This window comes from Helicobacteraceae bacterium, from assembly GCA_031258155.1.
In the GTDB taxonomy this organism is placed as follows: Bacteria; Campylobacterota; Campylobacteria; order Campylobacterales; family SZUA-545; genus JAIRNH01.
Genome location: JAIRNH010000019.1, coordinates 83,885 through 107,082, shown reverse-complemented (window position 1 = coordinate 107,082; position 23,198 = coordinate 83,885). Strand labels below are relative to the sequence as shown.

The window sequence follows — 23,198 nt, the reverse complement described above, 5'->3', positions numbered from 1 at the left end:
GCGCGCGATTTTGAGACAAAGGTTTGGTTTTGGATCACTCGACGCATCACGTAATGAGCGAAGTTATGAGCGCGGATTTCTCGCTTTGGGGCGTTATCGCGCTTGGGCTTGCCGCTTCGTTTGGACACTGTATCGGCATGTGCGCGCCGATTGTCGTCGCTTACGCGGGCGCGAAACTAAACGGCGCTAGCAAACTTAGGCAGATTGCCTCCCATCTGTTTTACGCGCTAGGGCGGACTAGCTCGTATGCTCTGCTCGGCTTGTTTTTTGGGTTGCTTGGTTCGCTGTTAACGCCCTCGCCAAGCGCGAAAGCGATCTTTTCCCTATTTTTGGGCGCGGTTTTGATCGCGATCGGCTTGGCGCTGTTCTTTGGATCGCGTTTGCTCGCGTTTTTTGAAAACGGCGCGCTGATACGCTCGGCGCTATACAGACGAACCTTCGGCGCGCTGATCTCCTCGACAAATATGGCAAGTTTTTATCTGATCGGCGTTCTTAACGGATTAATTCCATGCGGTATGGTTTACGCGGCGATAGCTATGGCGCTTAACGCTTCGAGCGCTATTAAAACGGCGGGCGCTATGGCGGCTTTTGGTTTGGCGAGCGCGCCGTCGCTGTTTGCGATCGGGTTGTTCGCGGGCGTTTTGGTAAACCTTAAGTTTCGCGCTTGGACGGCGAAAATCGCGGCGGTTTTTGTGATAGTTATGGGCGCTTTAACGCTCTATCGCGCCGCGCAGGCGCTCGTAGCGTAGAGGCAAAACCGCCTTGCGTAACCGCCGCGAGAAACGCCAAGATCGCTTAAATCCGTTGGATACGGCTATTAACGGGCGCGCGAAAACGGTTAAACTAAACGCTCAAACGGGCGTTGGAGTTTTGATCGCGCGCGATATACTGAAAGCGAACGATAAAACGACGGTTATATCCGACTTAAAACTCGAAAGCAAAAGCGCCGACGCGCTTAGGCGATCAAGGGCGGCAAAGTGAACGGCAAAAATAAAAATAGCGGCTACGATCTAAACCAAAAACCAAAAATAACCTATCCCTGCGAGTGGAGCTATCATTTGATCGGGCGCGACGAAAACGCTATTTGCGAAGCGACGTTAAACGCGCTTAACGGCAAAAAACATACGCTCGCCCCGTCGCGTAAAAGCTCGAAGGGCGGCTTTGTCAGTATGAAGCTGAGCGTTATCGTCTTAGATGAAAACGAGCGGCTCGCCTTTTTTGACTCCCTGCGATCGCATAAGGCGATCTTGCATATCCTATAGCCGACCCTAAGCAAGTAGCGGTTACAATGGAGGCATGAAGTTTTTTTTATAGTTGATTTTTAACGACTTTTCTCGTAAATCTCGAATTGGGGCTTCGCATGCGAGGAAGGCGTTTTACAGCTCCGAAGGTCAATTATGAAAAACGTTCATGGCGATCAAATCTCGATCGCGGATATTGTTAGCGATCCCTTTAGTTTTACCTACGACGAAATTAGCGCGCGCGTCGGCGAAAACGACGCCAAATCGCTATATTCGCGTCTATACAAAAACGCCTCCGCTATAAAAGCCCGCTCTATATGGATAAAGAATGCGATCAAAGACGCGCGGACAAAGAAATACGTCTTTGAGCTTTTTGATAGTAGGTATATTGAAAGCGTCTGCATTCAACGCAGAACGGGCGTTAGCGCGTGCGTAAGCGTTCAAGTTGGCTGCCCCGTAAGATGTATATTTTGCGAATCGGGCAAAAACGGCTTAATAAGAAACCTGAGCGCGGGCGAGATCGTTCAGCAGATTATCTGCTTAAAAGAGCGCGTAAATAGAATCGTATTTATGGGCATAGGCGAGCCGCTATTTAACTACGACGCGCTGATAAAAGCAATTCATATTTTAAGGGATAGAAACGGGCTTGATTTCCCCACCGACGGTATTAGTATTTCAACGGCGGGGGCGATAAAACAGTTAAAGAAAATACGAGAGGAACACATAAAAATTCAGTTGATACTATCTTTGCACGCCACGACGCAAAAGGTTAGGGATTATCTTATGCCAGGCATGCGCAACGAGGATATAAACGAGACGGTTAAAGCCGCTCTGTCGTATTCAAAACGGCATAATAGGAAGCTGGTTGTAGCTTATCTGCTATTGCGCGGGATAAACGATAACGCTTCGGACATAAAGAGATTGTCCGAATGGTTTAGCGGCGAAAACGCGATGATCAATTTATTAGAGTATAACCAAACGAGCGGCGCTATAGCGCCTATTGATAAGAAGCGGCTTTTGCGTTTCAAGGATAGTTTGCAAAACAGCGGTTTGGAGGCGACCGTAAGAGATTCGCGCGGCAAACGCATAAACGCCGCTTGCGGTCAGCTCGCAAGCACAATTCATAGCCAAGAAAACTTTAAGCAATCTGGTTAATCGATAGCGCCGCGCCGATTTTATAGCTTTTTCGCATAATATCATAAAATTAGCATAGCGTCGCCGTAGCTATAGAAGCGATAGTCGTTTTTGATTGCGATTGCGTATAACTCTTTTGCTTTTCCAACGCCGATAAGCGAACAGACAAGCATAAATAGCGTCGATTTAGGCAGATGGAAGTTGGTTAGTAGCGCGTTAGTTCGGCGCGGAGGATTATCGGGATATAAAAACAGATCGCATTCGCCGCCGATTTTCCTAGTTCTTACATAATACTCGATCGTCCGCGCGGCGGTTGTGCCGATCGCGAGAATTGGCGCGTCGGAATCGATTATCTCTCGCGCGGCGGGAGTAATCGCGTAACATTCGCGGTGCATTACGTGATTGCGTATATCGTCCGTTTCAACGCCTTTGAAAGTGCCAAGCCCTATGTGGAGCGTAATTTCAGCCCACCTGTGCCGCGATCTGACGCGCTCTAAAAGAGGCGGATCGAAATGCAAAGAGGCGGTGGGCGCGGCGACGCTGCCTAAAACTTTCGCGAAACAACTCTGATACCTCGTCGCGTCGCGATCGTTAGCGGCGCGTTTGATATATGGCGGCAGGGGAGTTTTGCCGATCTGCTCGATTATCTCTATAAGTCTTGAAAAGCCTATCGCCTCGTTCGCCTCGTAAAATCTCAAAAGTCGATCCCCGTTGCTCTGCGCGCGTAAAACTTCGGCGCTCAAATCGCCGTCAAAAATTAACCGCGTCGCGGCGCTTACTTTGCCTTTGATTAGCGCCCATACCCCCTCTTGGCTACCCTTTGTTATTAACGCCTCGATCTTGCCTCCGCTTTGTTTTTTACCCAAAAGCCTAGCCTTAAACACTCGACTGTTATTAAAGATAACCGCGTGGTTTGGCGAAATAAAATCGCATAGATTCGCCGCGATAGTATGAGCGACGCGATCGCCTTTGCGATCATAAACTAGCAGTTTCGCGTTTGAACGCGGCTCGATCGGCGTTTGCGCGATCATATGTTCGGGCAAATCGTAGTCGTAATCGGCTAACAGAAAGCTCAGTTTTGCTCTTTTTTAGGCGCGGGATTAACCGCTCTTACGATAAAAATCGAAACCGCATATAACAAAATCATAGGAACCGCCATCAAAAATTGCGTTAATACGTCCGGCGGAGTTAAGATGGCGGCGATAATAAAGATGATTATGATCGCGTAACGAAAAAACCCTCTTAAAGACGCGTCGTCTATAAGTCCGATTTTGGCTAAGAAAAAGCAGACGACGGGAAGCTCAAAAGAAAGCCCAAAACCAAAGATAAGCCTAAGAAAAAAGCCAAGATATTCGCCTATGCTGATTTTGGAAACGACAATGCTTTCGCCAAAATTGACAAGATAGTGAAAACCGTAAGGAAAAACGATATAGTAGGCAAAAGCCGCTCCAAGAAGAAACATAACCGTGGCGCAGATCACAAACGGAGCGGCAAAACGTTTTTCGTTGTCGTAAAGTCCGGGCGCGACAAACGCCCAAATCTGATAAAACACGATCGGCAGACAGAACAGAAGCGCCGCGAAAAAACTTACGAGAACCGCCGTAAAAAATTGTTCGCCCATTCGATAGGCGATCACTTCGCCGTTTTCGTTAAGCGCCTCTTTTAACGGCTGGCTGATCCACGCTAGTATGGGCTCCCAAAAATAAAAGCATATAAAAAAACCGACTAAAAGCGCGGCGATTATCTTAATAAGGCGGTTTCGCAACTCCGCTATATGAGGCTTTAGGTCCTCAAGCATTTTTTATCTCGTTTTCGGTTTTTTTGACGTTCGTCGTTAGATCGCCGAATAGATCGCGCACCTCGCGGGAGGTTTCGTCTATTTTTGGTTTATCGATCGCGTTAGAAACTTCGCTTGTTAGTTTTTCTTTATATTCCAGCGCTTCCGATTTAAGCTCGCTAAGATTTATCTCCTGATCGAAGGCTGTTTTGGCTTCGCTCAAATGTTTTTTAAGCGCGCGAAAAAACTTAGCCGTTTTAACCATAGCGCTCGGCAATTTTTCGGGTCCTAAAAAAATTATCGCTACGACGGCGACGAGCAAAAGCTCGCCAAGCCCCATTCCAAACATTCGCAATCCTTTTGTCGCGCCTGATTTTATACTAAGCGCGCTTGCGAGGGCATTTTGCTTTAACGCGGCGTAAAAATCTTTTCTTAAACGCCGCCGCGTTAGTAAAACGCCCTTGCCGCGCGAGGGTTAAACAACTATTTTGGCTCGCGGATAATAGAAATATGCGCTTTGGCTCTGGCTTTGGCGAAGTAATCGTCGATCGATCGCGCTTCGTAGTCGGCGCGAAGCGCGTCGCCAATCTCGTCTTTGACGCTCTCTAGCGGCATTGGAACGCTTCCTCGCTTTTCTCTAACCATAAGCGTAACCATACGATCGGCGGCGGGAAAAATTGGCGTAAAACGACCGATCGGCGTTTGAATTAACACGGAAAGCAATCTAGGATTAAGCTCGCTTGATTTCAGCGTCTGCCGCGCCGTCGTTACCGCCGGATCGGCAGCCATTGGGTTTTGCGCGGCGGCGCGAAGCGCGCGCTCGTCTTTAGAGGCGTATTGTATAACGACGATTTCGCTAGGTTGCGAGAATTTTTCTCGATTTGCGTTGTAGTAGCGCTCGATCTCCTCTTGCGAAACGGGTATTAGCGAGCCGCCTATAACCTGCGCGGCTATTTTCTCGTTTATAATCGTCTCCTTTATCTCGTCGCGGTAGCCGTCAAAATCCGCGCCGCGACGGATCAAAACCTCTTTTAGCGTCTGCGCGTCAAGATTATTGCGCTTGGCTATAAGATCGATTCTAGCGTCGATCTCCTCCTCGTCCGCGCTTATTCCAAGCTCTTTAATTTTCGCCTCGCGCAAACGCGAATCGATCAGATACTCAAGCGCTTCGGCTTTCGATATTTTCTTTGTTTTGGCAAACTCGTCAATCTCGTAAAGCGTGATGGGCTCGCCTTCGGCGATCGCGGAAATCGCGTTGACCGTTTGGGCGCACGCGCCAAGCGCGAAACATACAAAAAGCGATAAAAAGCGCACGGTTTCTCCTTCTTGGGCGTATTTTAACAAAAGAGCGAATAGGCTTAATTCGCGTAGCTAAGTAAAACGCGCGATCGAATCTTAATCTCCGACGGATCGCAAAACAGTCCGCGATCATACGCGTCGATAGCGGCTCTGGCTATCATCGCCGCGTTATCGCCGCAATACTCGATCGGCGCGAACAGCGGCTCGCAATCAAATTCGCCGCATAGCGCGCCAAAACGATCGCGTAGCGCGGCATTGGCGCTCGCCCCGCCGATTAACCCCATTTTTTTTGGACGCGCTTTTTGCATATAGCGGCGCGTTTTGTCTAAAAGATGCGCGATAGCCGCTTTTTGAAACGAGGCGGCTATATCGGCTTTTGTTTGCCCGTCGATCGCTTTTTGCGACTCGATCGCTAACCTTACGCTGTTTTTAAGCCCTGAAAAACTAAACGCCAAACGCGGATCGTTTTTAAGCGGCAGCGGAAAATCAAAGCGATTCTCGTCGCCGCTTCGCGCCGCGATCTCTAACGCCGCGCCGTTTGGATAGGTTAAACTCAGCGCTTTCGCCACTTTGTCAAAAGCCTCGCCAAACGCGTCGTCAAGGCTGATCGCCGCCTGACTTACGCGAGCAAAATCTTCGGCTTCGATTATAAGCGTATGCCCGCCGCTGACCATAACCGCGCTTAGAGGAAAATCGTCGGCTTTACCTATAAAAAGCGAATATATATGCCCTTTGATATGGTTGATTGGCAAAATCGGCTTGTTTAACGCCAGAGAGAGCGCTTGAGCCATTATAACGCCTTCGGCGAGCGCGACGGTTAATCCGGGTTCGTTTGTAACCGCGAGCGCCTCGACCTGAGGGAAATGAGGCTTTGCGCCCTCCAAGAGCTTGGGCAGATTTTCCGCGTGAAGCCTTGCGGCGAGTTCGGGAACAACGCCGCCAAATGGCTTATGCGCGTCGTTTTGCGACGTTTTGCCTTCAAAAACGACGTTGAGGTTTTGCCTGTCTATTAACGCGATCGCGCTGTCGTCGCAGCTTGACTCGATCGCTAAAATCACTCGGAACCGATCTTCTTTGTCGGTTTGGAGTAGAAAAACCCTTGCGCGTAGCCTATTCCCACTCTGTTCGCCAATTTTCCAATTATTTCGCTGTGCGCGTGCTTGGCTATCGTTCTGACGCCGAGCTTCTCCGCAAATTCGGCGATCGTTTCGCAATAGATCAAACTTTCGCGTTCCGCGTCGATGCGTCCGGAGATTGAACTGTCGAGTTTGATAAAATCAGGCTTGAAGGCGATAAGGTTTTTCGCGCTCGCGTAACCGGCGCCGTAATCGTCAAGCGTAAATTTGCACCCTAACGCCCTGAACTCGTTTATAAACTCCATAGCTTCGGGGTAATCGTCAAGCCGCTCTTTTTGGGACAACTCTATCACGAGCCGTCGCGCCACGCCGTTTTTCTCGATTGTCGCTTTTAGGCGCTTTTTAAATTCAAAACCGCACATATCGTCTATGCTGACGTTAAAACTGAAATCCTGCGATTTGTCCGAAAAGTATTCGCACGATTTTTCGATAACGATTTGCGATAATCTGCGATACTGTCTAGTTCTTCTAGCGATCGCCAAAAACGTCGGCGGCTCTATAACCGAATCGTTTTCTATAATTCGCATCAAGCATTCGTATTGAACGATCGCGCCCGTTCTCAAATCGACGACGGGCTGAAAAAACGGTATGACGCGATCTTCCGCGATCGCGCTTTTTAGCTTGGCGATCCACTCCAGATTTTGCGAGAATTCGCGCCTAATATCCGTCATGTCCTCGGCGCAAACCGAGCTTCTGTGCTTGCGTTTGGCTACTCTAAGCGCCATATCCGCTTTGGAGAACGCGTCGGCTTTCGATATGGAGTAGCCCACCTTCGCGTTTATAAGAATCTCAAACCCGTCGAGATTAAAAACGACGTTCTCTAGGCGGTTCAAAAGCGACTCGGCGAAAATTCTTACGCCGCCGCACTCGCTTTGATCGTAAGCTAACACGCAGTATTCGTCCGCCGAAATTCTATATAGCCTCGTCTTGGCGCTTAAGGCGGCGAGGTGATCGCGCAGCGTGTTAGCTATCTCGATCAAAGCCAGATCGCCGATCCTCGATCCGTAAACGTCGTTAATTTCGTTGAAGTCGTCTAGATCCAAAAGAAACAGCCCGGGTCGCGGAGCGTCCGGCAGATCGCGCTCTAAGGCGTTTCTGTTTGGCAATCCGGTTAGATCGTCGATATAGCGCCGCATAACGATCGACGTAATATCTTGACGCAAGTCGATATACTCCAGCGCGTTGCCGCTCACGTCAACTATAGGCGCGATTGTCAAGTTGAAGTAGATTAGATCGCCGTTCTTGTTTTTGTTTTGAACTACGCCTTTGAAAACCGTTTTATCCTCGATTGCCTTTTTGATCGATTTAGCGATTTTCGCGTTGTGTAGCGCGCCTCCAATCTCTTTGTAGCTTTTGCCGAGCAGCTCTTCGCGCTTATAGCCAAACGCGGCGCAAAAGGCGTCGTTTACGTCTATGATTCTATTGTTCGCGTCTGATTTCGACACGATTGCGCCGATGTCGATTGCCTTTTTGTAGCCCGCCAAAATTTTAAGATTGGCGTTCAACTCCGCCGTTTTTTCCTCTATTTTGCGCCTCAACAAAATGTCGCGCGCGCATTTTCTTAGCGCGTCAAGCAGCCGTTCAAGCTCCAGCGGCTTGAAAAGATATTGGCAAACGCCCAGATCGACCGCGCCTGCCACATACTCCGATTCGTTAAACGCCGAAACGATAATAATGGGCGCGTCGGGGTTTAAGTTGCGAATCTCCCGCGCCATTTTAAGTCCGTCCATTATGGGCATTTTGATGTCGGTTACCACTATGTCCGGTTTATAGAGCGAATAGATATGCAGACCTTCTTTGCCGTTTGTCGCCACGTAAAGCTCGCTCACGTAACGTCCAAGGATTTTGGCGATCGAGTCAAGCACGCCGTGATCGTCTTCCACAAACAAGATTTTCATTCCTAAAAGCGTTAAATCAAATCCATTGTCGCTCATGAAAAACTCCTTGGATCGGTTATTTCGCCCGCGATCGCGCTTGCCGCTACGACCGCGGGATTAGCCAGATAGATTTCGCTCGTATTAGCGCCCATTCTGCCCACAAAGTTTCGGTTGTTGGAGCTAATACACCGCTCTTTATCGCCCAAAATGCCCATGTAGCCGCCAAAACACGCGCCGCAGGTGGGATTGCTAACCAGCGCGCCCGCTTCGGCGAATATCTCGTAAAGCCCCTCTTTTTGCGCCTGCAGGGCGATCTTTTGCGTGGCGGGCGTGATGATAAGCCGCGCGCGTTTGGCTACTTTGCGTCCCTTAAGGATACTCGCGGCGATTCTTAGATCGCTTATGCGCCCGTTTGTGCAACTGCCGATAAACGCTTGATCGATTTTAACGCCTATTCTAGCCGCTTCGCTAATGACGCGCTTATTGTCGGGCAGAAACGGAAAGGCGACGATAGGCTCCATTTTATCCGCGTCGATCGTAATCGTCCGTTCGTAAGAAGCGTCCGCGTCCGAAGCGAAAATCTTGGGTTTTCTAGCGAGTTTTTTGTCGCTCAAGAACGCTTCGGCGACGCGATCGCAGGCGATAATCCCGTTTTTGGCGCCCGCTTCGACCGCCATATTGCAGAGGCTGAAGCGATCGTCCATACCCAGATGTTCTAACGCGTCGCCGACGAACTCCAGCGCTTTATACGTGCCGCCGCTAATGCCCAGCGTAGCGATTGTTTCAAGAATAAGGTCTTTGCCGTAGATATGTTTTGCGGGTTTGCCGCGCAACTCTACTTTGATCGAGGCGGGGACTTTGAACCAGTTTGTCCCCGTCGCCATCGCGTAGGCGAGATCGGTCGATCCCATGCCTGTGGCAAACGCGCCCAAAGCGCCGTGCGTGCAGGTGTGGCTGTCCGAGCCGATAATAATATCGCCCGGCGAAATCAGCCCCTTTTCCGGCAGGAGCGCGTGTTCTATTCCCATATCTTTTTCGTCGAAAAAATAGGGCAGGTCATGCTTTAGCGCAAAATCGCGGCTGATTCGCGCTTGGTTGGCGGCGTTGATATTTTGCGCGGGAATAAAGTGATCCATACACAGCGCGAATCTATTCGAGTCGGCGAGACGTTTCGCGCCGGCTCGCTCGAACGCGCGAATACTAAGCGGCATGGTAATATCGTTGGAGATTGTCATATCTACTTTAACGCGGACAATTTCGCCCGCCCGCGCCGTTTCGCCGTTGTGATCGGAAAATATTTTTTCGGTAATCGTCAGCCCCATATCTCGCTCGTTTTAATGTTTTATGTTTTGTTTTATTATAACACAATTTCAAAAACCGATCGGTTTCGCTCGCGTTGCGTCCGTTAGACGAACTCCGCTTGCGCAAAGGCTGAAGCCAAATCGCGCGGGAACGACTACATCGTTATAAAATACGGACAAACGGAAAGTTTAGCCGTTTTTTAGGTTGCGCTTGAAGCCGCGTAAGCCAGCGCCCGACCTTTCGCGATTCGTTCTATAAACTCGCGCCTTAGCAAACGCTCCGTCCGCGCGCGTTGGCAAAACAGAGGTTAAAGAGCCTCTTTGCGGCGGAATCGACGCTGGTTTCGCGATCGCCGCGCTAGTTCTGAAAAAGAGAGGCGAAATTATACGTTCGCGCGACTAAGCGCTCAAACGTCGCCATAAAAGCGACTATCCGCTTTAGGCGCAAGAGTCTGATCGCAGGCGTTATTGACGAGTTTTGTTATACTCGCGCCTTTATTATATTTTTGAAGGTAATTTAGTTGGAAAAACGCGCTATCTACCCCGGGTCGTTTGATCCTATCACTAACGGGCATTTGGATATTGTCCGCCGCGCCTCGTCGCTGTTTGACGAAGTGATTGTCGCGGTGTCAAAAAGCGCGGATAAAAAACCGACTTTTTCGCTAGACGATCGCGTCTCTATGGTCAAATTAGCGCTCGCCGATATAAAAAACGCGCGGGTTTTGCCCTTTGAGACGCTTCTCGTGCGTTTCGCGAAAGAGCAGAACGTCCGCGTGCTGGTGCGCGGGCTTCGCGCCGTAAGCGATTTTGAATACGAGCTACAGATGGGTTACGCTAACGAAAGCCTTGATCCCAATATCGAGACGATCTATCTTATGCCGACGCTTAAATACGCCTTTATCAGCGCGTCGGCGGTGCGATCGATCCTGCGCCACGAGGGGCGAATCGATCATCTTGTGCCTCCTAGCGTAGCGGAGTTTATGCAAAAAGCGAGCAAAATATGTATGTAGCGATCGAAGGTATCGATTGCGCGGGTAAAACCACGCAGATCGAAGAGCTAAAAAAGATATATAAAGAGGCGGTATTCACATGCGAACCCGGCGGCACGGAGGTTGGCGAAAAGATCAGGCAGATCGCCTTAAAAGATAGGTTGAGCGCTCTTGGCAGAGCCTTTTTATTTCTCGCCGATCGCGCCGAACACGCGGAGCATATTCTATCTCCAAATATCGATAAGCTAATTATCTCCGATCGCAGTTTGATCTCAGGCGTCGCATACGCTTGGGACGATCTGCCTACGGAAACCGCGAAAACCTTAAATCTTTTGGCGACAAAACAGATCGCGCCTAATTTAGCGATTTTGCTTGAACTCGACGAACAGACGCTACAAACTCGTCTAGCGCGGCAAAGACCGGACGAGATCGAAAAGCAGGGAGCAAAAACATTACTAGCCATTCAAGAGCGCTTCAAAGACGCCGCGCAATTGCTAGGCGTTACTCTTGTGCCGATCAACGCGGTATTGCCGATTGAGAAGATCGCGGAAAACATCAAGGAGTTAATTGATGATTACGGCGCTTAGAGGTATGAAAGATATTATTGACGACGCGCCAAAACACGAGCGCGTATTAAATACCGCGATCGCGATCGCAAAACGACACGGGTTTAATCCGATCGACACGCCGATTTTAGAGGAAACGTCGCTTTTTCGCCGATCGGTGGGCGAGAGTTCGGATATTGTCGGCAAAGAGATGTATGAGTTTATCGATAAGGGCGGCGCGAATGTCTCTTTGCGTCCGGAGGGGACGGCGGGGGTCGTTCGGGCGTTTATTGAAAAAAAACTAGATCGCATAGGCGGCGTTAATAGATTTTTTTATCGCGGACCTATGTTTCGCTATGAAAGACCGCAAAGGGGCAGATTAAGACTGTTTCATCAGTTCGGGGTCGAAAGTTTTGGCGAAAAAAGCGTCTATGAGGACGCGGCTATTATCCTGCTTGCCCGCGATATTTTTGACGCTCTCGGCGTTAAATATAGTTTGGAGATTAACTCGCTTGGCTGCGAGCGCTGCATGCCCTCTTATCGGGAGGAATTAAGCGCGTTTTTAAGCGAGCGTCAAAACGATCTGTGCGAGGATTGCAAAAGGCGCAAAGACACAAATCCGATCAGAGCGCTAGATTGCAAAAGCGAAACCTGTCAAAAGATATATCTTGACGCGCCTTTGATCGCCGATTTTTTATGCGGCGAATGCAAAGGCGATTTCAACGCTTTGCAAGATATTTTGACGCGAAACGAGGTTTTGTTTTCGCATAATAAAAAACTTGTGCGCGGACTTGACTACTACAATAAAACGGCGTTTGAGTTTATCAGCGCCGAGATCGGATCGCAAAACGCGATCGCGGGCGGCGGCAGATACGATACGCTCGTCGAACGATTGGGCGGCAAACCGACCTGCGCCGTCGGTTTCGCGCTTGGCATTCAGAGAATATACGATCTGCTTAGCGAGCCGCAAAAGGAGCGCGAGGGCGTTTATATCGGCGCGATCGCTAACGAGGCGATCGGCGATATTTTCTCCTATGCGCTTACATTGCGCAAAAAGGTCAAAACCTTTGTCGAATACGAACCAAAAAAGTTAGCGGCGCACCTTAAAAACGCCGATCGCCTGAACGCGAAAATATGCGCGGTAATTGGCGAGGAGGAGCGCTCAAACGGCGCGATCTGGATTAAAAACCTAGCGGACGGCGCGGAGAGCAAACCAAATTTGGATCGCTGGTTGCAAAGCGATCCGCGTTAGATAAAGGAAAAAACAATGGTAAGTTTTATTAAAAAAGCGTTGGCGATAGGCGTTCTATTGGCGCCGCTATGCGCAAACGCGGATATTTTTTATACGCTGGTTGGTTATGAGTGCGGAAGCGATCGGCTTACGCTTACCTACGACGGCGCGTATAACGAAGAGGGCGGGAATATGCTGGCGAACAAGCGCGATACGCAGTTAGAACCGCATTCGCTTTTAACGATTGAATCAACGGACAAATACGCCCGCATTGTCGATACAGCCGTTCATAAAGCCGAGTGCAAATTAAGCGACGGCGTATATCAAATCGAGATCGCGCCGTATCCCGGCAATAGTAATATTTTGGGGTTATGCGGCGCGTGGGTCGGCGCGCGGGCAAAAGTAACGAAAGGCGACATGACGCTTTACGATAGAGTATTTGCCGACGATTGCCATCAACGCTTTAACAAAGATTTGTGGATAGAAGGCAAACAAGAGGTAATAATTACGCGCGTAATTTTCACTCCAAATAAAGACGAACCGCATATTATCGTTATCCCATATCAAGATTTTTACAAGTGAAAAGCGGGCGCAAAATACAAAACGAGAGCGGACAATGAAGCGCAAAGAGATACCAAACGATTACGGATTAAGCGTATGGGGAGGCGATAATTTCATCGTCGAAAACGGCAAAGTGTGCGTTAATAGCGGGACGCGTCCGGCGATCTTGGATATGGTTAATGAAATTCGCACCGACGGATACAGAGGTCCTCTGTTGCTACGTTTTCCGCACCTTGTCAAAAAGCAGATTCATAAGTTATACTGCGCGTTTAACAAATCGCGAAAAGAGTATAAATATAGCGGGCGGTTTCAGGCGGTTTTTCCGCTTAAAGTAAATCAGTTTCCGAGTTTTCTAAAAATTTTAATAGATAAGGGCGAGGATTACGGCTACGGATTAGAAGCTGGCAGCAAAGCGGAGTTGATTCTGGCGATGGCGTATAACCGCGAGGACGCGCCAATAACCGTTAATGGATTCAAAGACGAGGAGATGATTTCGCTCGGATTTATCGCCAAAGAGATGGGACACGATATTACCCTTACGATCGAAGGGCTTGGCGAACTTGAGACGATTTTGGATATGCAGAAAAAGACGGGCGATCCGATGCCGAAAATCGGCATTCGCATTCGTCTGCACACGGCGGGAATGGGCATTTGGGGCAAGAGCGGCGGTATAAACGCCAAATTCGGGCTGACCAGCACGGAGCTGATACGCGCCGTGCAACTGCTGAAAAAATCGGGGCAGTTGAACAGATTGACGATGATTCACTTTCATATCGGCAGTCAGATGGAGGACATCGCGCCGCTTAAGCGCGCTTTAAGAGAGGCGGGCAATATCTATGCGGAGCTAAGAAAGATGGGCGCCTCTAAATTACAGGCGATCAATCTTGGCGGCGGTTTGGCGGTGGAGTATTCGCAGGACGCACAAAGCAAAAGCGCCTCCTATTCGCTACAGGAAGTCGCCAACGACGTAGTGTTCTTGCTTAAATCGATCTGCGAAAACAAGGGCGTGGAAGAGCCTGATATTTTCACGGAATCCGGTCGGCTTGTCGCCGCGAGCCACGCCGTTTTGATCGCGCCCGTGCTGGAACTTTTCACGCAGGAATACACTGAAAAAGCGCTGAATCTTAAAGAAAAGGATAATCCGCCGCTGGTTAGCGAACTTCACGATCTCTATCGGACAATCAACGAGAAAAACGCCGCCGAATATCTGCACGACAGCCTTGATCATATGGAATCGCTGCTGACGCTTTTTGATCTTGGCTATATTGATCTGCAAGATCGCTCCAACAGCGAGGCGCTGGTGCATTTGATTATCCGTAAAGCGCTGGATAGCGCCGCGCATTTAAGCGAGCGCGATCGGCTTCAACAGCGCATTCAGGAAAAATATCTGGTCAATTTCAGCCTTTTTCAGAGTATGCCCGACTATTGGGGGCTTGGGCAGGAGTTTCCTATTATGCCGCTCGATAGGCTCGATAGCAAGCCGACGCGATCGGCGAGTTTGTGGGATATTACCTGCGATAGCGACGGCGAGATCACCTTCAAAACCAAGCGCCCGCTCTTTTTGCACGACGTCGATCTCTTTGATCGCAACTACTTTCTGGCGTTTTTCCTTGTCGGCGCGTATCAGGAGTCGCTTGGAATGCGGCACAATCTCTTTTCGCACCCCACCGAAGCGGTCGTCGAGATAGACGACGAGGGCTACCGCATTTGCGATCTCAAGCCGTCGGCAAGTCTGCTAGATATACTCGACGACATAGATTACGATATTACCGACGTGCAAAAGCAGCTAAAAAAGCGCATCGAGCGATCGGAACTCATTCCCGAAGAGAAACGCCAAGACGTGCTTGCCGAGCTATACCTATACCTTAGCGAAAACGGCTATCTAAAAACCACGCGATTAGTTTAGCGCCGCTTTTTAGCCAAAAGATTATGCGCTAAAAAGTTAGGAATTGTCAATATTAAGGTTCGCGGTAGCATAATAGCGTCGCTTAATTTTAATTAAAGGACAGGCAATGAGAGTTGCAAATAAGCGTGGGGGGGGGGCTCGCCCTATTAGCGGTTGTTAGCGCGGCAACGCTTTTCACGCTCGTCGGTTGCGGCGGCGGAGGCGGCTCCGATAACAAATATAGGCGCGATATAAACTTCGATCCGCAATACGGAATCGATCTCGCGTATGAATTGACCAAAGAGGACAATAGAGTATCTATAAGCTCGGATACGGTCAAAGATGTTATTGAGTTAATCTACGGCTCAAGCTATGGCGAACCGCTTTCTACCTTATCGGAGACAAGTTTAACGGCAAGCAAACTCATTAGGCTATCTTATCTACCAAAACTTAAAGACGCCCTAGCTACGACTAACTCGTTCAGGGTTTTGTCCGCGCCGCTTAAGAATGGCGATATTATAAATTGCGATATAAGCGGTTACGCGAAGTTTTTGGCGATAATTCCAGCGCGGGCGGATTTACCTACGCGGATTTGTTCCGACGACGTTGGAATGTATTTGAACGGGCTCGATAAATTTCAGGGCGACAAACTTTTCTTTGACAACTTATTGTGCGACGACGAGGATTTATACGATATTCGCTTAAGCGGTTTTGAGCAAGGCGACGCCTTTCTGTCCGTTTTTCCCTTATATGCAAGCTCTCGCGGAAGTTATGAGCATACGGATATCGACGAAGAACAGATTTATAGTTGGAACAACGCCACCGCTACGTCGATAATATACTTTAAAACAGGCGATATTTATTCGTCTGGAGTCGTCAATTATTACGAGTACGAGGATTTCGACAATCAAATTTTCATCCATAGAGGATTGGTCGGAAACCATCGCGTAGCCTATTATACGAGCAAAAACGTTGGAGGGTATGATTGCGATTATGAGGACGGAATAGAAACTCAAACGGGCGAGCATAACATATCGAGGTCTGAAACCTCCCTTCAGAAGATCAACATTGTTTTTGGAAGCGGCGCCGTAAAGGTCGATTACATAGACGGCGATAATAAAACAACCAAGTTTAGCGGAACCTGCGCCGAGTTCGCCAATTGGCTGAACAATTAACGCTTAAGCGCCGACGCTTAGCTTTCCAACGCGGCGATCTCTGCTTTTGCCGTCGTTTTCGCGGCTTCTGTAGCCGACCAACTAACTAAGCCGCTTAGCGCGGGCGGCGCCTTTTGTCGGGGGATAAATCGTAAAAACGGAACGGCGTTTGCTGTTTAGTTGCGATTAACGGCGAAAGGCGCTGAATGCAAACGGGTTTTTACAGCAATACGGGCGGTATGGTAACGCAGTTTAACCGCCTCGACGTTATCTCTAACAACCTCGCCAACATCAACACGGCGGGTTTTAAGCGCGACGATATTGTAATCGGCGATTATATGCGCCTTTATAAGGAGACGCACGACGTTCTGCCCATTCGCAACCATACGCGAGAGGGATCGCAACACCTAAACCGCGCGACGACCCGCGTTCCTCAGGTTGTAGAGGAATACACCGATCACGATATAGGCGCCATGCTCCAAACGGGAAATCCGCTTGACGTCGCGTTGCAAAGCCCCAATCTGTTCTTCGTCGTTGAAACGCCAAACGGCGTTCGCTACACGCGCGACGGCTCGTTTAAGCTCGACGACGAGGGCTACCTGATCGCCAAAGAGGGTTTTAGGGTGTTAAGCGCCGATAACGCCGCGATCCAACTGCCCGTCGATCGCAAGATCACGCTTAATTCCGAAGGGACGTTTTACGCGCAAAATCAAGAAAACCTGCTTGAGCAAGAGGAGATCGCCGCTTTAAGGATCGTCAGGTTCGACAATCCAAAATGGCTTGAGAAAGTAGGGCATAACTACTTCAAAAGCGCCGAAGGCTACGCCGAGCCTATCAACGCGGAGGGGCAATTTTTGACGGCGCAAGGGTTTTTGGAAAAATCCAACGTAAACGCTATTAGCGAGATGACCGCGCTGATAGAGACAAACCGTCTTGTGGGCATGTATCAAAAGGCGATGGATACCCATATGAACGAAATCAACGGCGACGCGATCAACAAACTCGCCGCGATCAAAGCCTAAAGGAGATAACAGATGATTCGTTCGCTATACGCCGCCGCTACGGGAATGAAGGCGCAACAGCTATCGATCGACGCGGTTTCCAACAATATCGCCAACGTCAATACCACGGGCTACAAAAAGCAGCGCGCCGAATTTGCAGATCTGATGTATCAGGTGATGGAATATGCCGGCACAAGCTCTAGCGCCACGACGATCAGCCCGACGGGAATCGAGGTGGGGCTTGGCGTTCGTCCGACGGCGATCCAAAAGATATTTTCGCAGGGCAACTACAAAGAGACGGGCAATCAACTAGACGTAGCGATCAGCGGCGACGGATTTTTCCAAATCCAGCTACCCGACGGGACGACCGCATACACGCGCGCGGGCGCGTTCAAGCTCGACGAAAACGGGACGATCGTAACCGCGGACGGCTATCCGCTTCTGCCGCAGGTAGTAGTCCCCGCCGATACCACGCAGCTTACGATCGGCGCGGACGGCACGATCAGCGTAATGCAGGCGGGGCAGACGCAAAGCGCGCAAATAGGGCAGTTTGAGTTAGCCAACTTTATCAACCCCGCGGGCTTGCACTCTTTGGGCGATAACAACTACGTCAACACCACCGCTTCCGGCGACGCGGTTGTGGGGCAACCAGGCTTAAACGGCTTTGGGCAGACGCGCCAGCTTTTCTTGGAGCTTTCAAACGTGCAGCTTGTCGATGAGATGACCGATCTGATCACGGGTCAGCGCGCATACGAAGCGGGCAGCAAGGCGATCACCACGAGCGACGAAATGCTAAGCGCCGTCAATGGCTTGAAACGCTAACGCGCTAGTTTCGGCGAAATAGGCTAAAATCGCGTTTTATTTTACGCAAGGATTTGTCTATGGCTACCGCTTGGCGTTTTGGCGTTAATGTCGATACGGATTTGATTATAGCGGCGCGTTACTTGAACACGTCGGAGCCAAAAGAGCTTGCCGCGCATCTGCTTGAGGGCGCAGACCCGGATTTTACGAAAAAAGCGCAAAAGGGCGACTATATCGTCGCGCTGGATAATTTTGGTTGCGGATCAAGCCGCGAACACGCGCCCGTGGCGATCAAGGCGTTTGGCATAGCGGCGGTGATCGCGAAATCTTACGCGCGGATCTTCTACCGCAACGCCTTTAACACGGGGCTTTACATCTACGAAGTCGAGCAAGCCGATCGCATTGAAAACGGCGATCAGATCGAGGTGGATAACGCGACCGGCGAGGTTAGAAATCTCACCAAAAACGAAACTTATAAATTTATCCCCCCGCCGCCGTTTATGCAAGAGCTTGTCGATGCGGGCGGGCTAATGGAATACGCGCAAAAAGAGATCGCCGCGCTTGCCTAAAAAACCGATCGCGCCGATCGGTAGCGTTTTCGCCGATCTATCGTTTTGGATATTGCGGCGAACTTTTCGTCGGCGTATAGCGGTTTGCCGCCTCTTAGCTTCGTTTGCTCCCGCCGCGCTTTTAACCTCGCTGTCAACCTAATTCTTGTTTTAGCGTATTTCACCAGCCTTTAGCCCTTTATCGCAACTTGCCTAAGCCGCGCCGATATTGGTTTTACAGATTAACGTTTTCTTAATTTTAGCGATCGGCGCGCCGCTTTATTTAGCGACGCAGACGCGCTCTTCGTCAGAATCGGCGTCTTTAAGCGTCAGCTTTGAGCTTGTCAGCCCTGTTATAATAGAGTAATCTTCCTCCTCGTTTTGCTCGGAGCCTATTTTCCATAACGTCTCGTAGGCTTTGGCGGCTTGCGGATTTTCTTTGCTGGTCGCCTTAAATGTTTTGTCTTTGGTAAAGAGCTTGTCTTTGTTTAGCTTCCAATCGCCGGTCGTTTCGATTTTCATCGTATATTTTTGCGCTCCGTTGATATTTAACGAAGCGGACAACGAAAATGTTCCGTCTTTGTTAAACTTTGTCCAACCGCTAAATTCGCCAGACTCGATTGTTTCGGAGCAGAGCCATCTCTTTCCTACCAGCAAACTTTTATCAATGTTTGCGCCAAACGCCAGCGAAGCCAGCGCTACCGCGCACAGCAACGTCTTTTTCATCGCGACCTCTTTGTTTTTAGATGAGAAATCCTAGCGTTTATTCACTTGATTTTTGCTTTGGATCGTCAATAGCCGCGTTTGGTTAATTCAATCGCTTTTGGCTAACATTAGCGCGTTCTTGCCGATATATGGGAGCGATTATGGAAGAAAATCAGAGCTACGAAGCAAAAATTGAAGCCGCCAAAGCGATTTTGACGGAGCTAAACAAAAGCGATCTGCCGCTAGATAGGGCTACCGCGCTATTCAAAGAGGGCAAAAAGCTGCTGGACGAGGCGGCGAAACTGCTTGAAAACGCGAAACTAGAATACGAGGAGCTTCAAAATTCAAACGGTTAATATCGCTATTTTGCAAATCGACGCGCTTGCGCTGGGTTCGGCGCGGCTGGATTACTTGCTTACCCAAGCAAAAAATCACGGTTCGCGCATAGCGGTTTTGCCCGAATACGTTTGCGGAGCGTTTTTCAAGGAGATCGAAAAAGCGCCCGTCGCCGAGATAAAAACTCGCGGCGCGCAGCAGTATGAAAATCTATCTAAACTTTCAAAGCAATACAAAATTACGATTATCGCTCCGCTTATTCGCGTTATCGGCGCCAAGCCGTATAAGAGTCTTTATCGCTTTAGCCCCGATCGCGTTTGGCGTTACGATCAGCAGATACTAATCGACTATCCGCACTGGAACGAAGCCGCTTTTTTTGCCAACGATCGCCGAGAGCTGAAACCGACGATTTTTACCTATAACGGTTTTCGTATAGGATTGCTTTTTGGTTTTGAGCTACACTTTGATCTATTGTGGCACAAGATGATTGCGGCGCGGACGGATATAGCGATCGTTTCGTCGGTGTGCGCCTTTGAATCGTTTGCTAGATGGCAGACGTTGTGCAAGTCGCGGGCGTTTAGCGGCGGCTGTTACGCGATCCGCGCGAACAGAATCGGATCGTATGGCGGCGACAAGCAGCTAGAGCCTTGGATATTTTACGGCAATTCGTTATATTGCAATCCGTTTGGAGAGATAGAAAATTCGCTCGACGATCGCGAAGGCATTCTGGTCGCCTCGTGCGATCGCGACGCGCTTCGCCAAAGCCGCCGCGCTTTTGGATTTGGCAGAATCGCAAAAGCGTTTAAAACGAACTGACATAATCGTTTAGCCGCTATAATCGCGCGTTACCAAATCAATAATAAGCGCGGCTAACCTATATGTTTAACAAAAAAATATATGTCGCGGGGCACAACGGCATGGTCGGATCGGCGATTGTCCGCCGTTTGCGGCGCGGCGGTTACGATAATCTGATCCTCCGCTCCCGCGCCGAATTGGATCTGCTCGATCAAAAGGCGGTTCGCGCTTTTCTTAACGCCGAAAAGCCCGATTTTATCTTTTTGGCGGCGGCGAAGGTGGGCGGCATTAACGCCAATAATATATATCGCGCCGATTTTATTTACGAAAATATTCAAATTGAAACCAACGTTATTTACGGCGCGTTTTTAGCGGGAATCGCCGATCTGTGTTTCTTGGGTTCTAGTTGTATATATCCGCGCGAGTGTCCACAGCCGATCAAAGAGGAGTATCTATTAACTGGCGCGTTGGAATACACAAACGAGCCTTACGCGATTGCCAAAATCGCCGGCATAAAACTATGCGAAAGCATGAACGCGCAATATAAGACGCGGTTTTTTAGCGTAATGCCGACCAATCTTTACGGGATAAACGATCGTTACGATCTGGCGAATAGCCATGTTTTGCCGGCGTTAATCCGTAAAGCGCACGAAGCCAAGTCGCGCGAAGACAGCGAGCTTGTCGTATGGGGAAGCGGCAAGCCTAAACGCGAGTTTCTAGACGCGGACGATCTAGCGGACGCATGCGTGTTTTTAATGGAAAAAGGCGTTGATAACGGACTATACAACATCGGTTGCGGCGAAGATATAACAATTGGCGAATTAGCTAAGACAATAATGGATATGGTCGGCTTCAAAGGCGATATTGTATTTGACGCTTCCAAACCGGACGGAACGCCGCGAAAACTACTAGACGTTTCGCGAATAAACGCGCTTGGTTGGAAATATAAGATACCGCTTAAAACGGGCGTAGCAAAGGCATACCATGATTTTCTTGAACGCTATCAGGGCAAAGATCAATCCTAAGGGAGAAAAAAATGAGCGATTCTTTTAAGTATGACGCGGCGATTGTAGGAACCGGACGAGTAGGTTTGCCGCTGGGCTTGACGCTTTCTAAAGCGGGCTTGAAATGTTTTGGCGTAGATCGCGACGATCAATTGATAGATAAAGTCAATAAAAAGTAGTTTAGAATGCGGGGTTTTCGGCGCAAATACCGCTAAAAGAGGGCTTAGCGCTCACAAGCGAACGGTATTTGCGGCGCTTTGTCAAATGAAATTGTTTTTGGGGTCTAGCGTTAATAAATAGATCGATTAAAGCAAAGCGTTTATGCTATGGCTAGACGCTTTACAATTGCCTAATAACAATTTACGTTGATCGCGCGCATAGAAGCGGTTATATTAACGTTTGACTTTGCTCGTCGCGCTTACTCTTCGCCGCCGTAGTCGTCGTGCCGCAGATCGTATTCCACCATCAGTTTTACGAGTTCTTTTAACATTGTTTTCGCTTTCCAGCCAAGCAGTTTTTGCGCTTTGCTAGGATCGCCGCATAGTAGCTCCACTTCGGCGGGGCGAAAATATCTAGCGTCGATCTCGACTAGCGTTTTGCCGCTTTCGCGATCGATTCCTTTTTCATTTATCCCCTCTCCGCGCCAGACGATTTCAACGCCGATCTGCGCGAACGCAAGTTCGACAAATTCGCGGATCGTATGCGTTTCGCCCGTGGCGATTACCAGATCGCTAGGCGTATTTTGTTGAAGCATTAGCCACATCGCCTCGACATACTCTTTGGCGTAACCCCAGTCGCGCTTGGCGTTAAGGTTGCCCAAAACAAGCCGCTCCTGTTTGCCTTTGCGGATATTGGCGACGGCTTTAGTTATCTTTTTGGTTACGAAGGTTTCGCCGCGACGCGGGCTTTCGTGGTTGAAAAGAATGCCGTTGCACGCGAATAGATCATACGATTCGCGATAGTTGATCGTTATCCAATAGGCGTAGAGTTTCGCCGCGCCGTATGGAGATTTTGGGTAAAACGGCGTGGTTTCGCTTTGCGGCGCGGTATGCGCAAGTCCGCCAAAAAGCTCGCTAGTGGAAGCCTGATAAAAACGCGGTTTAAGATGCAAATCTTTGATCGCGTCCAATATGCGAATAGCGCCGATCGCATCGACTTCGGCGGTGTATTCCGGCACTTCAAAGCTAACGCCGACATGACTTTGCGCGCCTAGGTTGTATATCTCGTCGGGCTGGATTTTGGAGAGCAAAGAGTGTAGGTTGCTTGAGTCGGTTAGATCGCCTAGATGTATTTTCAATCGCGGGTGCGTGAAAAAACGCTCGATACGTTGCGTCGTAAAAACGCTCGATCTGCGCATAATCGCATAAACCTCATAACCTTTTTCAAGCAAGAACTCCGCTAAATACGATCCGTCCTGCCCCGTGATGCCCGTGATAAACGCCTTTTTTGCCATCAAAAAACTTTTCGCCTGATTTTTGCGCGGTATTATACTTATATTTGCGTTTTTTAACCGCGCGCCATTGACGGGCAAAAAACGAGGAGCGCGACAAATAGCCCAATTTACGCCAAACGCGCCGATCGCGCTAAAGAATAGCTTTTTTCTAAAGCGGGCGAACGCTTTCTTGCGGGGATAATAATAGGATCAAGATTCGCGCTTATTTGTATTGGCGAGCAAACCCGCGCTTTGCGATCGTATGCGCTAATGGCGCCGCAAAAGCGTTGCGCGGCATTTATTATCTCTTATAGTTTTTCTATATCGTTATAGCGCGGCGACGATATTGTTTTATTATCCGCTACGGACGGATACCGCCGCGTTAATCGCAACGTCGGCGCTATTTGGCAAGGCTTAATTCGCGCCGACGGCAAAGAGGAGTTCAT

Annotated in this window: 26 protein-coding genes; 17 read left to right on the top strand and 9 right to left on the bottom strand. The window is 49.5% G+C overall.

What is annotated here, in order from left to right; translation table 11 throughout:
• Positions 1-29: 29 nt before the first annotated feature.
• The 4 genes from LBF86_02955 (at position 30) to LBF86_02940 (ending at position 2,396) form a co-directional block, all read left to right on the top strand.
• Entirely contained in the window at positions 30-749 is a 720-nt protein-coding gene (locus LBF86_02955; GenBank protein ID MDR0664468.1) for a sulfite exporter TauE/SafE family protein, read from the top strand.
• Positions 750-804: 55 nt separating this feature from the next.
• A complete protein-coding gene (locus tag LBF86_02950; GenBank protein MDR0664467.1) occupies positions 805-981 on the top strand; it encodes a hypothetical protein in 177 nt (58 codons plus the stop codon).
• On the top strand, positions 978-1,262 hold the full coding sequence (locus LBF86_02945; protein ID MDR0664466.1) for a DUF493 domain-containing protein: 285 nt from the start codon (positions 978-980) through the stop codon (positions 1,260-1,262). Before LBF86_02950 ends, LBF86_02945 begins: the two co-directional genes overlap by 4 nt.
• 135 nt (positions 1,263-1,397) lie before the next feature.
• Positions 1,398-2,396 carry a radical SAM protein gene (locus LBF86_02940; protein MDR0664465.1) on the top strand — a complete coding sequence of 333 codons (999 nt, stop codon included), beginning with the start codon at positions 1,398-1,400 and terminating at the stop codon, positions 2,394-2,396.
• Between the two features lie 41 nt (positions 2,397-2,437).
• Here the strand turns inward: LBF86_02940 and queA are convergent, their stop codons facing one another.
• The 7 genes from queA to LBF86_02905 form a co-directional block, all read right to left on the bottom strand.
• Complete coding sequence (queA, locus tag LBF86_02935) at positions 2,438-3,451, bottom strand: tRNA preQ1(34) S-adenosylmethionine ribosyltransferase-isomerase QueA (GenBank protein ID MDR0664464.1); 1,014 nt, start codon at positions 3,449-3,451, stop codon at positions 2,438-2,440.
• On the bottom strand, positions 3,448-4,173 hold the full coding sequence (gene tatC / locus LBF86_02930) for a twin-arginine translocase subunit TatC (protein ID MDR0664463.1): 726 nt from the start codon (positions 4,171-4,173) through the stop codon (positions 3,448-3,450). The genes queA and tatC overlap by 4 nt, the downstream gene beginning before the upstream one ends.
• On the bottom strand, positions 4,166-4,501 hold the full coding sequence (gene tatB / locus LBF86_02925) for a Sec-independent protein translocase protein TatB (GenBank protein MDR0664462.1): 336 nt from the start codon (positions 4,499-4,501) through the stop codon (positions 4,166-4,168). The genes tatC and tatB overlap by 8 nt, the downstream gene beginning before the upstream one ends.
• A 134-nt stretch (positions 4,502-4,635) precedes the next feature.
• Entirely contained in the window at positions 4,636-5,466 is an 831-nt protein-coding gene (locus LBF86_02920; protein MDR0664461.1) for a peptidyl-prolyl cis-trans isomerase, read from the bottom strand.
• A 44-nt stretch (positions 5,467-5,510) separates the two neighbouring features.
• Positions 5,511-6,509 (bottom strand): tRNA (adenosine(37)-N6)-threonylcarbamoyltransferase complex transferase subunit TsaD, encoded by a 999-nt coding sequence (gene tsaD / locus LBF86_02915; protein MDR0664460.1) that lies wholly within the window; start codon positions 6,507-6,509, stop codon positions 5,511-5,513.
• Positions 6,506-8,521, bottom strand: a complete 2,016-nt coding sequence (locus tag LBF86_02910) for an EAL domain-containing protein (GenBank protein MDR0664459.1) — start codon at positions 8,519-8,521, stop codon at positions 6,506-6,508. The genes tsaD and LBF86_02910 overlap by 4 nt, the downstream gene beginning before the upstream one ends.
• The gene (locus tag LBF86_02905; protein MDR0664458.1) at positions 8,518-9,786 is read right to left on the bottom strand and encodes a 3-isopropylmalate dehydratase large subunit; all 1,269 of its coding nucleotides are present in this window, start codon (positions 9,784-9,786) and stop codon (positions 8,518-8,520) included. Before LBF86_02905 ends, LBF86_02910 begins: the two co-directional genes overlap by 4 nt.
• Positions 9,787-10,286: 500 nt before the next feature.
• On the opposite strand from LBF86_02905, the gene coaD reads away from it, so the two are divergent.
• The 9 genes from coaD (at position 10,287) to LBF86_02860 (ending at position 18,501) form a co-directional block, all read left to right on the top strand.
• Positions 10,287-10,775 carry a pantetheine-phosphate adenylyltransferase gene (gene coaD / locus LBF86_02900; protein MDR0664457.1) on the top strand — a complete coding sequence of 163 codons (489 nt, stop codon included), beginning with the start codon at positions 10,287-10,289 and terminating at the stop codon, positions 10,773-10,775.
• A complete protein-coding gene (gene tmk / locus LBF86_02895) occupies positions 10,766-11,341 on the top strand; it encodes a dTMP kinase (protein ID MDR0664456.1) in 576 nt (191 codons plus the stop codon). Before coaD ends, tmk begins: the two co-directional genes overlap by 10 nt.
• Positions 11,325-12,551, top strand: coding sequence for a histidine--tRNA ligase (gene hisS, locus LBF86_02890; GenBank protein MDR0664455.1), 1,227 nt, complete (start codon positions 11,325-11,327; stop codon positions 12,549-12,551). Before tmk ends, hisS begins: the two co-directional genes overlap by 17 nt.
• Positions 12,552-12,566: 15 nt before the next feature.
• Positions 12,567-13,112, top strand: a complete 546-nt coding sequence (locus LBF86_02885) for a hypothetical protein (protein MDR0664454.1) — start codon at positions 12,567-12,569, stop codon at positions 13,110-13,112.
• Positions 13,113-13,146: 34 nt separating this feature from the next.
• Entirely contained in the window at positions 13,147-14,997 is a 1,851-nt protein-coding gene (gene speA, locus LBF86_02880) for a biosynthetic arginine decarboxylase (protein ID MDR0664453.1), read from the top strand.
• Positions 14,998-15,110: 113 nt separating this feature from the next.
• On the top strand, positions 15,111-16,151 hold the full coding sequence (locus LBF86_02875; protein ID MDR0664452.1) for a hypothetical protein: 1,041 nt from the start codon (positions 15,111-15,113) through the stop codon (positions 16,149-16,151).
• 185 nt (positions 16,152-16,336) lie between these two features.
• Entirely contained in the window at positions 16,337-17,152 is an 816-nt protein-coding gene (locus LBF86_02870; protein ID MDR0664451.1) for a flagellar hook-basal body protein, read from the top strand.
• Between the two features lie 12 nt (positions 17,153-17,164).
• The gene (flgG, locus tag LBF86_02865; GenBank protein ID MDR0664450.1) at positions 17,165-17,953 is read left to right on the top strand and encodes a flagellar basal-body rod protein FlgG; all 789 of its coding nucleotides are present in this window, start codon (positions 17,165-17,167) and stop codon (positions 17,951-17,953) included.
• Positions 17,954-18,012: 59 nt separating this feature from the next.
• On the top strand, positions 18,013-18,501 hold the full coding sequence (locus tag LBF86_02860) for a 3-isopropylmalate dehydratase small subunit (protein ID MDR0664449.1): 489 nt from the start codon (positions 18,013-18,015) through the stop codon (positions 18,499-18,501).
• A gap of 258 nt (positions 18,502-18,759) precedes the next feature.
• Here LBF86_02860 and LBF86_02855 read toward each other — a convergent pair whose 3' ends face one another.
• Positions 18,760-19,206: a hypothetical protein gene (locus tag LBF86_02855; protein MDR0664448.1), complete on the bottom strand. Its 447-nt coding sequence runs from the start codon at positions 19,204-19,206 to the stop codon at positions 18,760-18,762.
• A 140-nt stretch (positions 19,207-19,346) separates the two neighbouring features.
• Here LBF86_02855 and xseB point away from each other — a divergent pair, with 140 nt between their 5' ends.
• The 4 genes from xseB (at position 19,347) to LBF86_02835 (ending at position 21,499) form a co-directional block, all read left to right on the top strand.
• Positions 19,347-19,541 carry an exodeoxyribonuclease VII small subunit gene (xseB, locus tag LBF86_02850; GenBank protein MDR0664447.1) on the top strand — a complete coding sequence of 65 codons (195 nt, stop codon included), beginning with the start codon at positions 19,347-19,349 and terminating at the stop codon, positions 19,539-19,541.
• Between the two features lie 10 nt (positions 19,542-19,551).
• The gene (locus LBF86_02845; GenBank protein ID MDR0664446.1) at positions 19,552-20,337 is read left to right on the top strand and encodes a carbon-nitrogen hydrolase family protein; all 786 of its coding nucleotides are present in this window, start codon (positions 19,552-19,554) and stop codon (positions 20,335-20,337) included.
• A gap of 62 nt (positions 20,338-20,399) precedes the next feature.
• On the top strand, positions 20,400-21,341 hold the full coding sequence (locus LBF86_02840) for a GDP-L-fucose synthase (GenBank protein ID MDR0664445.1): 942 nt from the start codon (positions 20,400-20,402) through the stop codon (positions 21,339-21,341).
• A gap of 11 nt (positions 21,342-21,352) precedes the next feature.
• Complete coding sequence (locus tag LBF86_02835; GenBank protein MDR0664444.1) at positions 21,353-21,499, top strand: hypothetical protein; 147 nt, start codon at positions 21,353-21,355, stop codon at positions 21,497-21,499.
• 239 nt (positions 21,500-21,738) lie between these two features.
• Here the strand turns inward: LBF86_02835 and gmd are convergent, their stop codons facing one another.
• Positions 21,739-22,773: a GDP-mannose 4,6-dehydratase gene (gmd, locus tag LBF86_02830; protein ID MDR0664443.1), complete on the bottom strand. Its 1,035-nt coding sequence runs from the start codon at positions 22,771-22,773 to the stop codon at positions 21,739-21,741.
• Positions 22,774-23,198 lie beyond the last annotated feature (425 nt).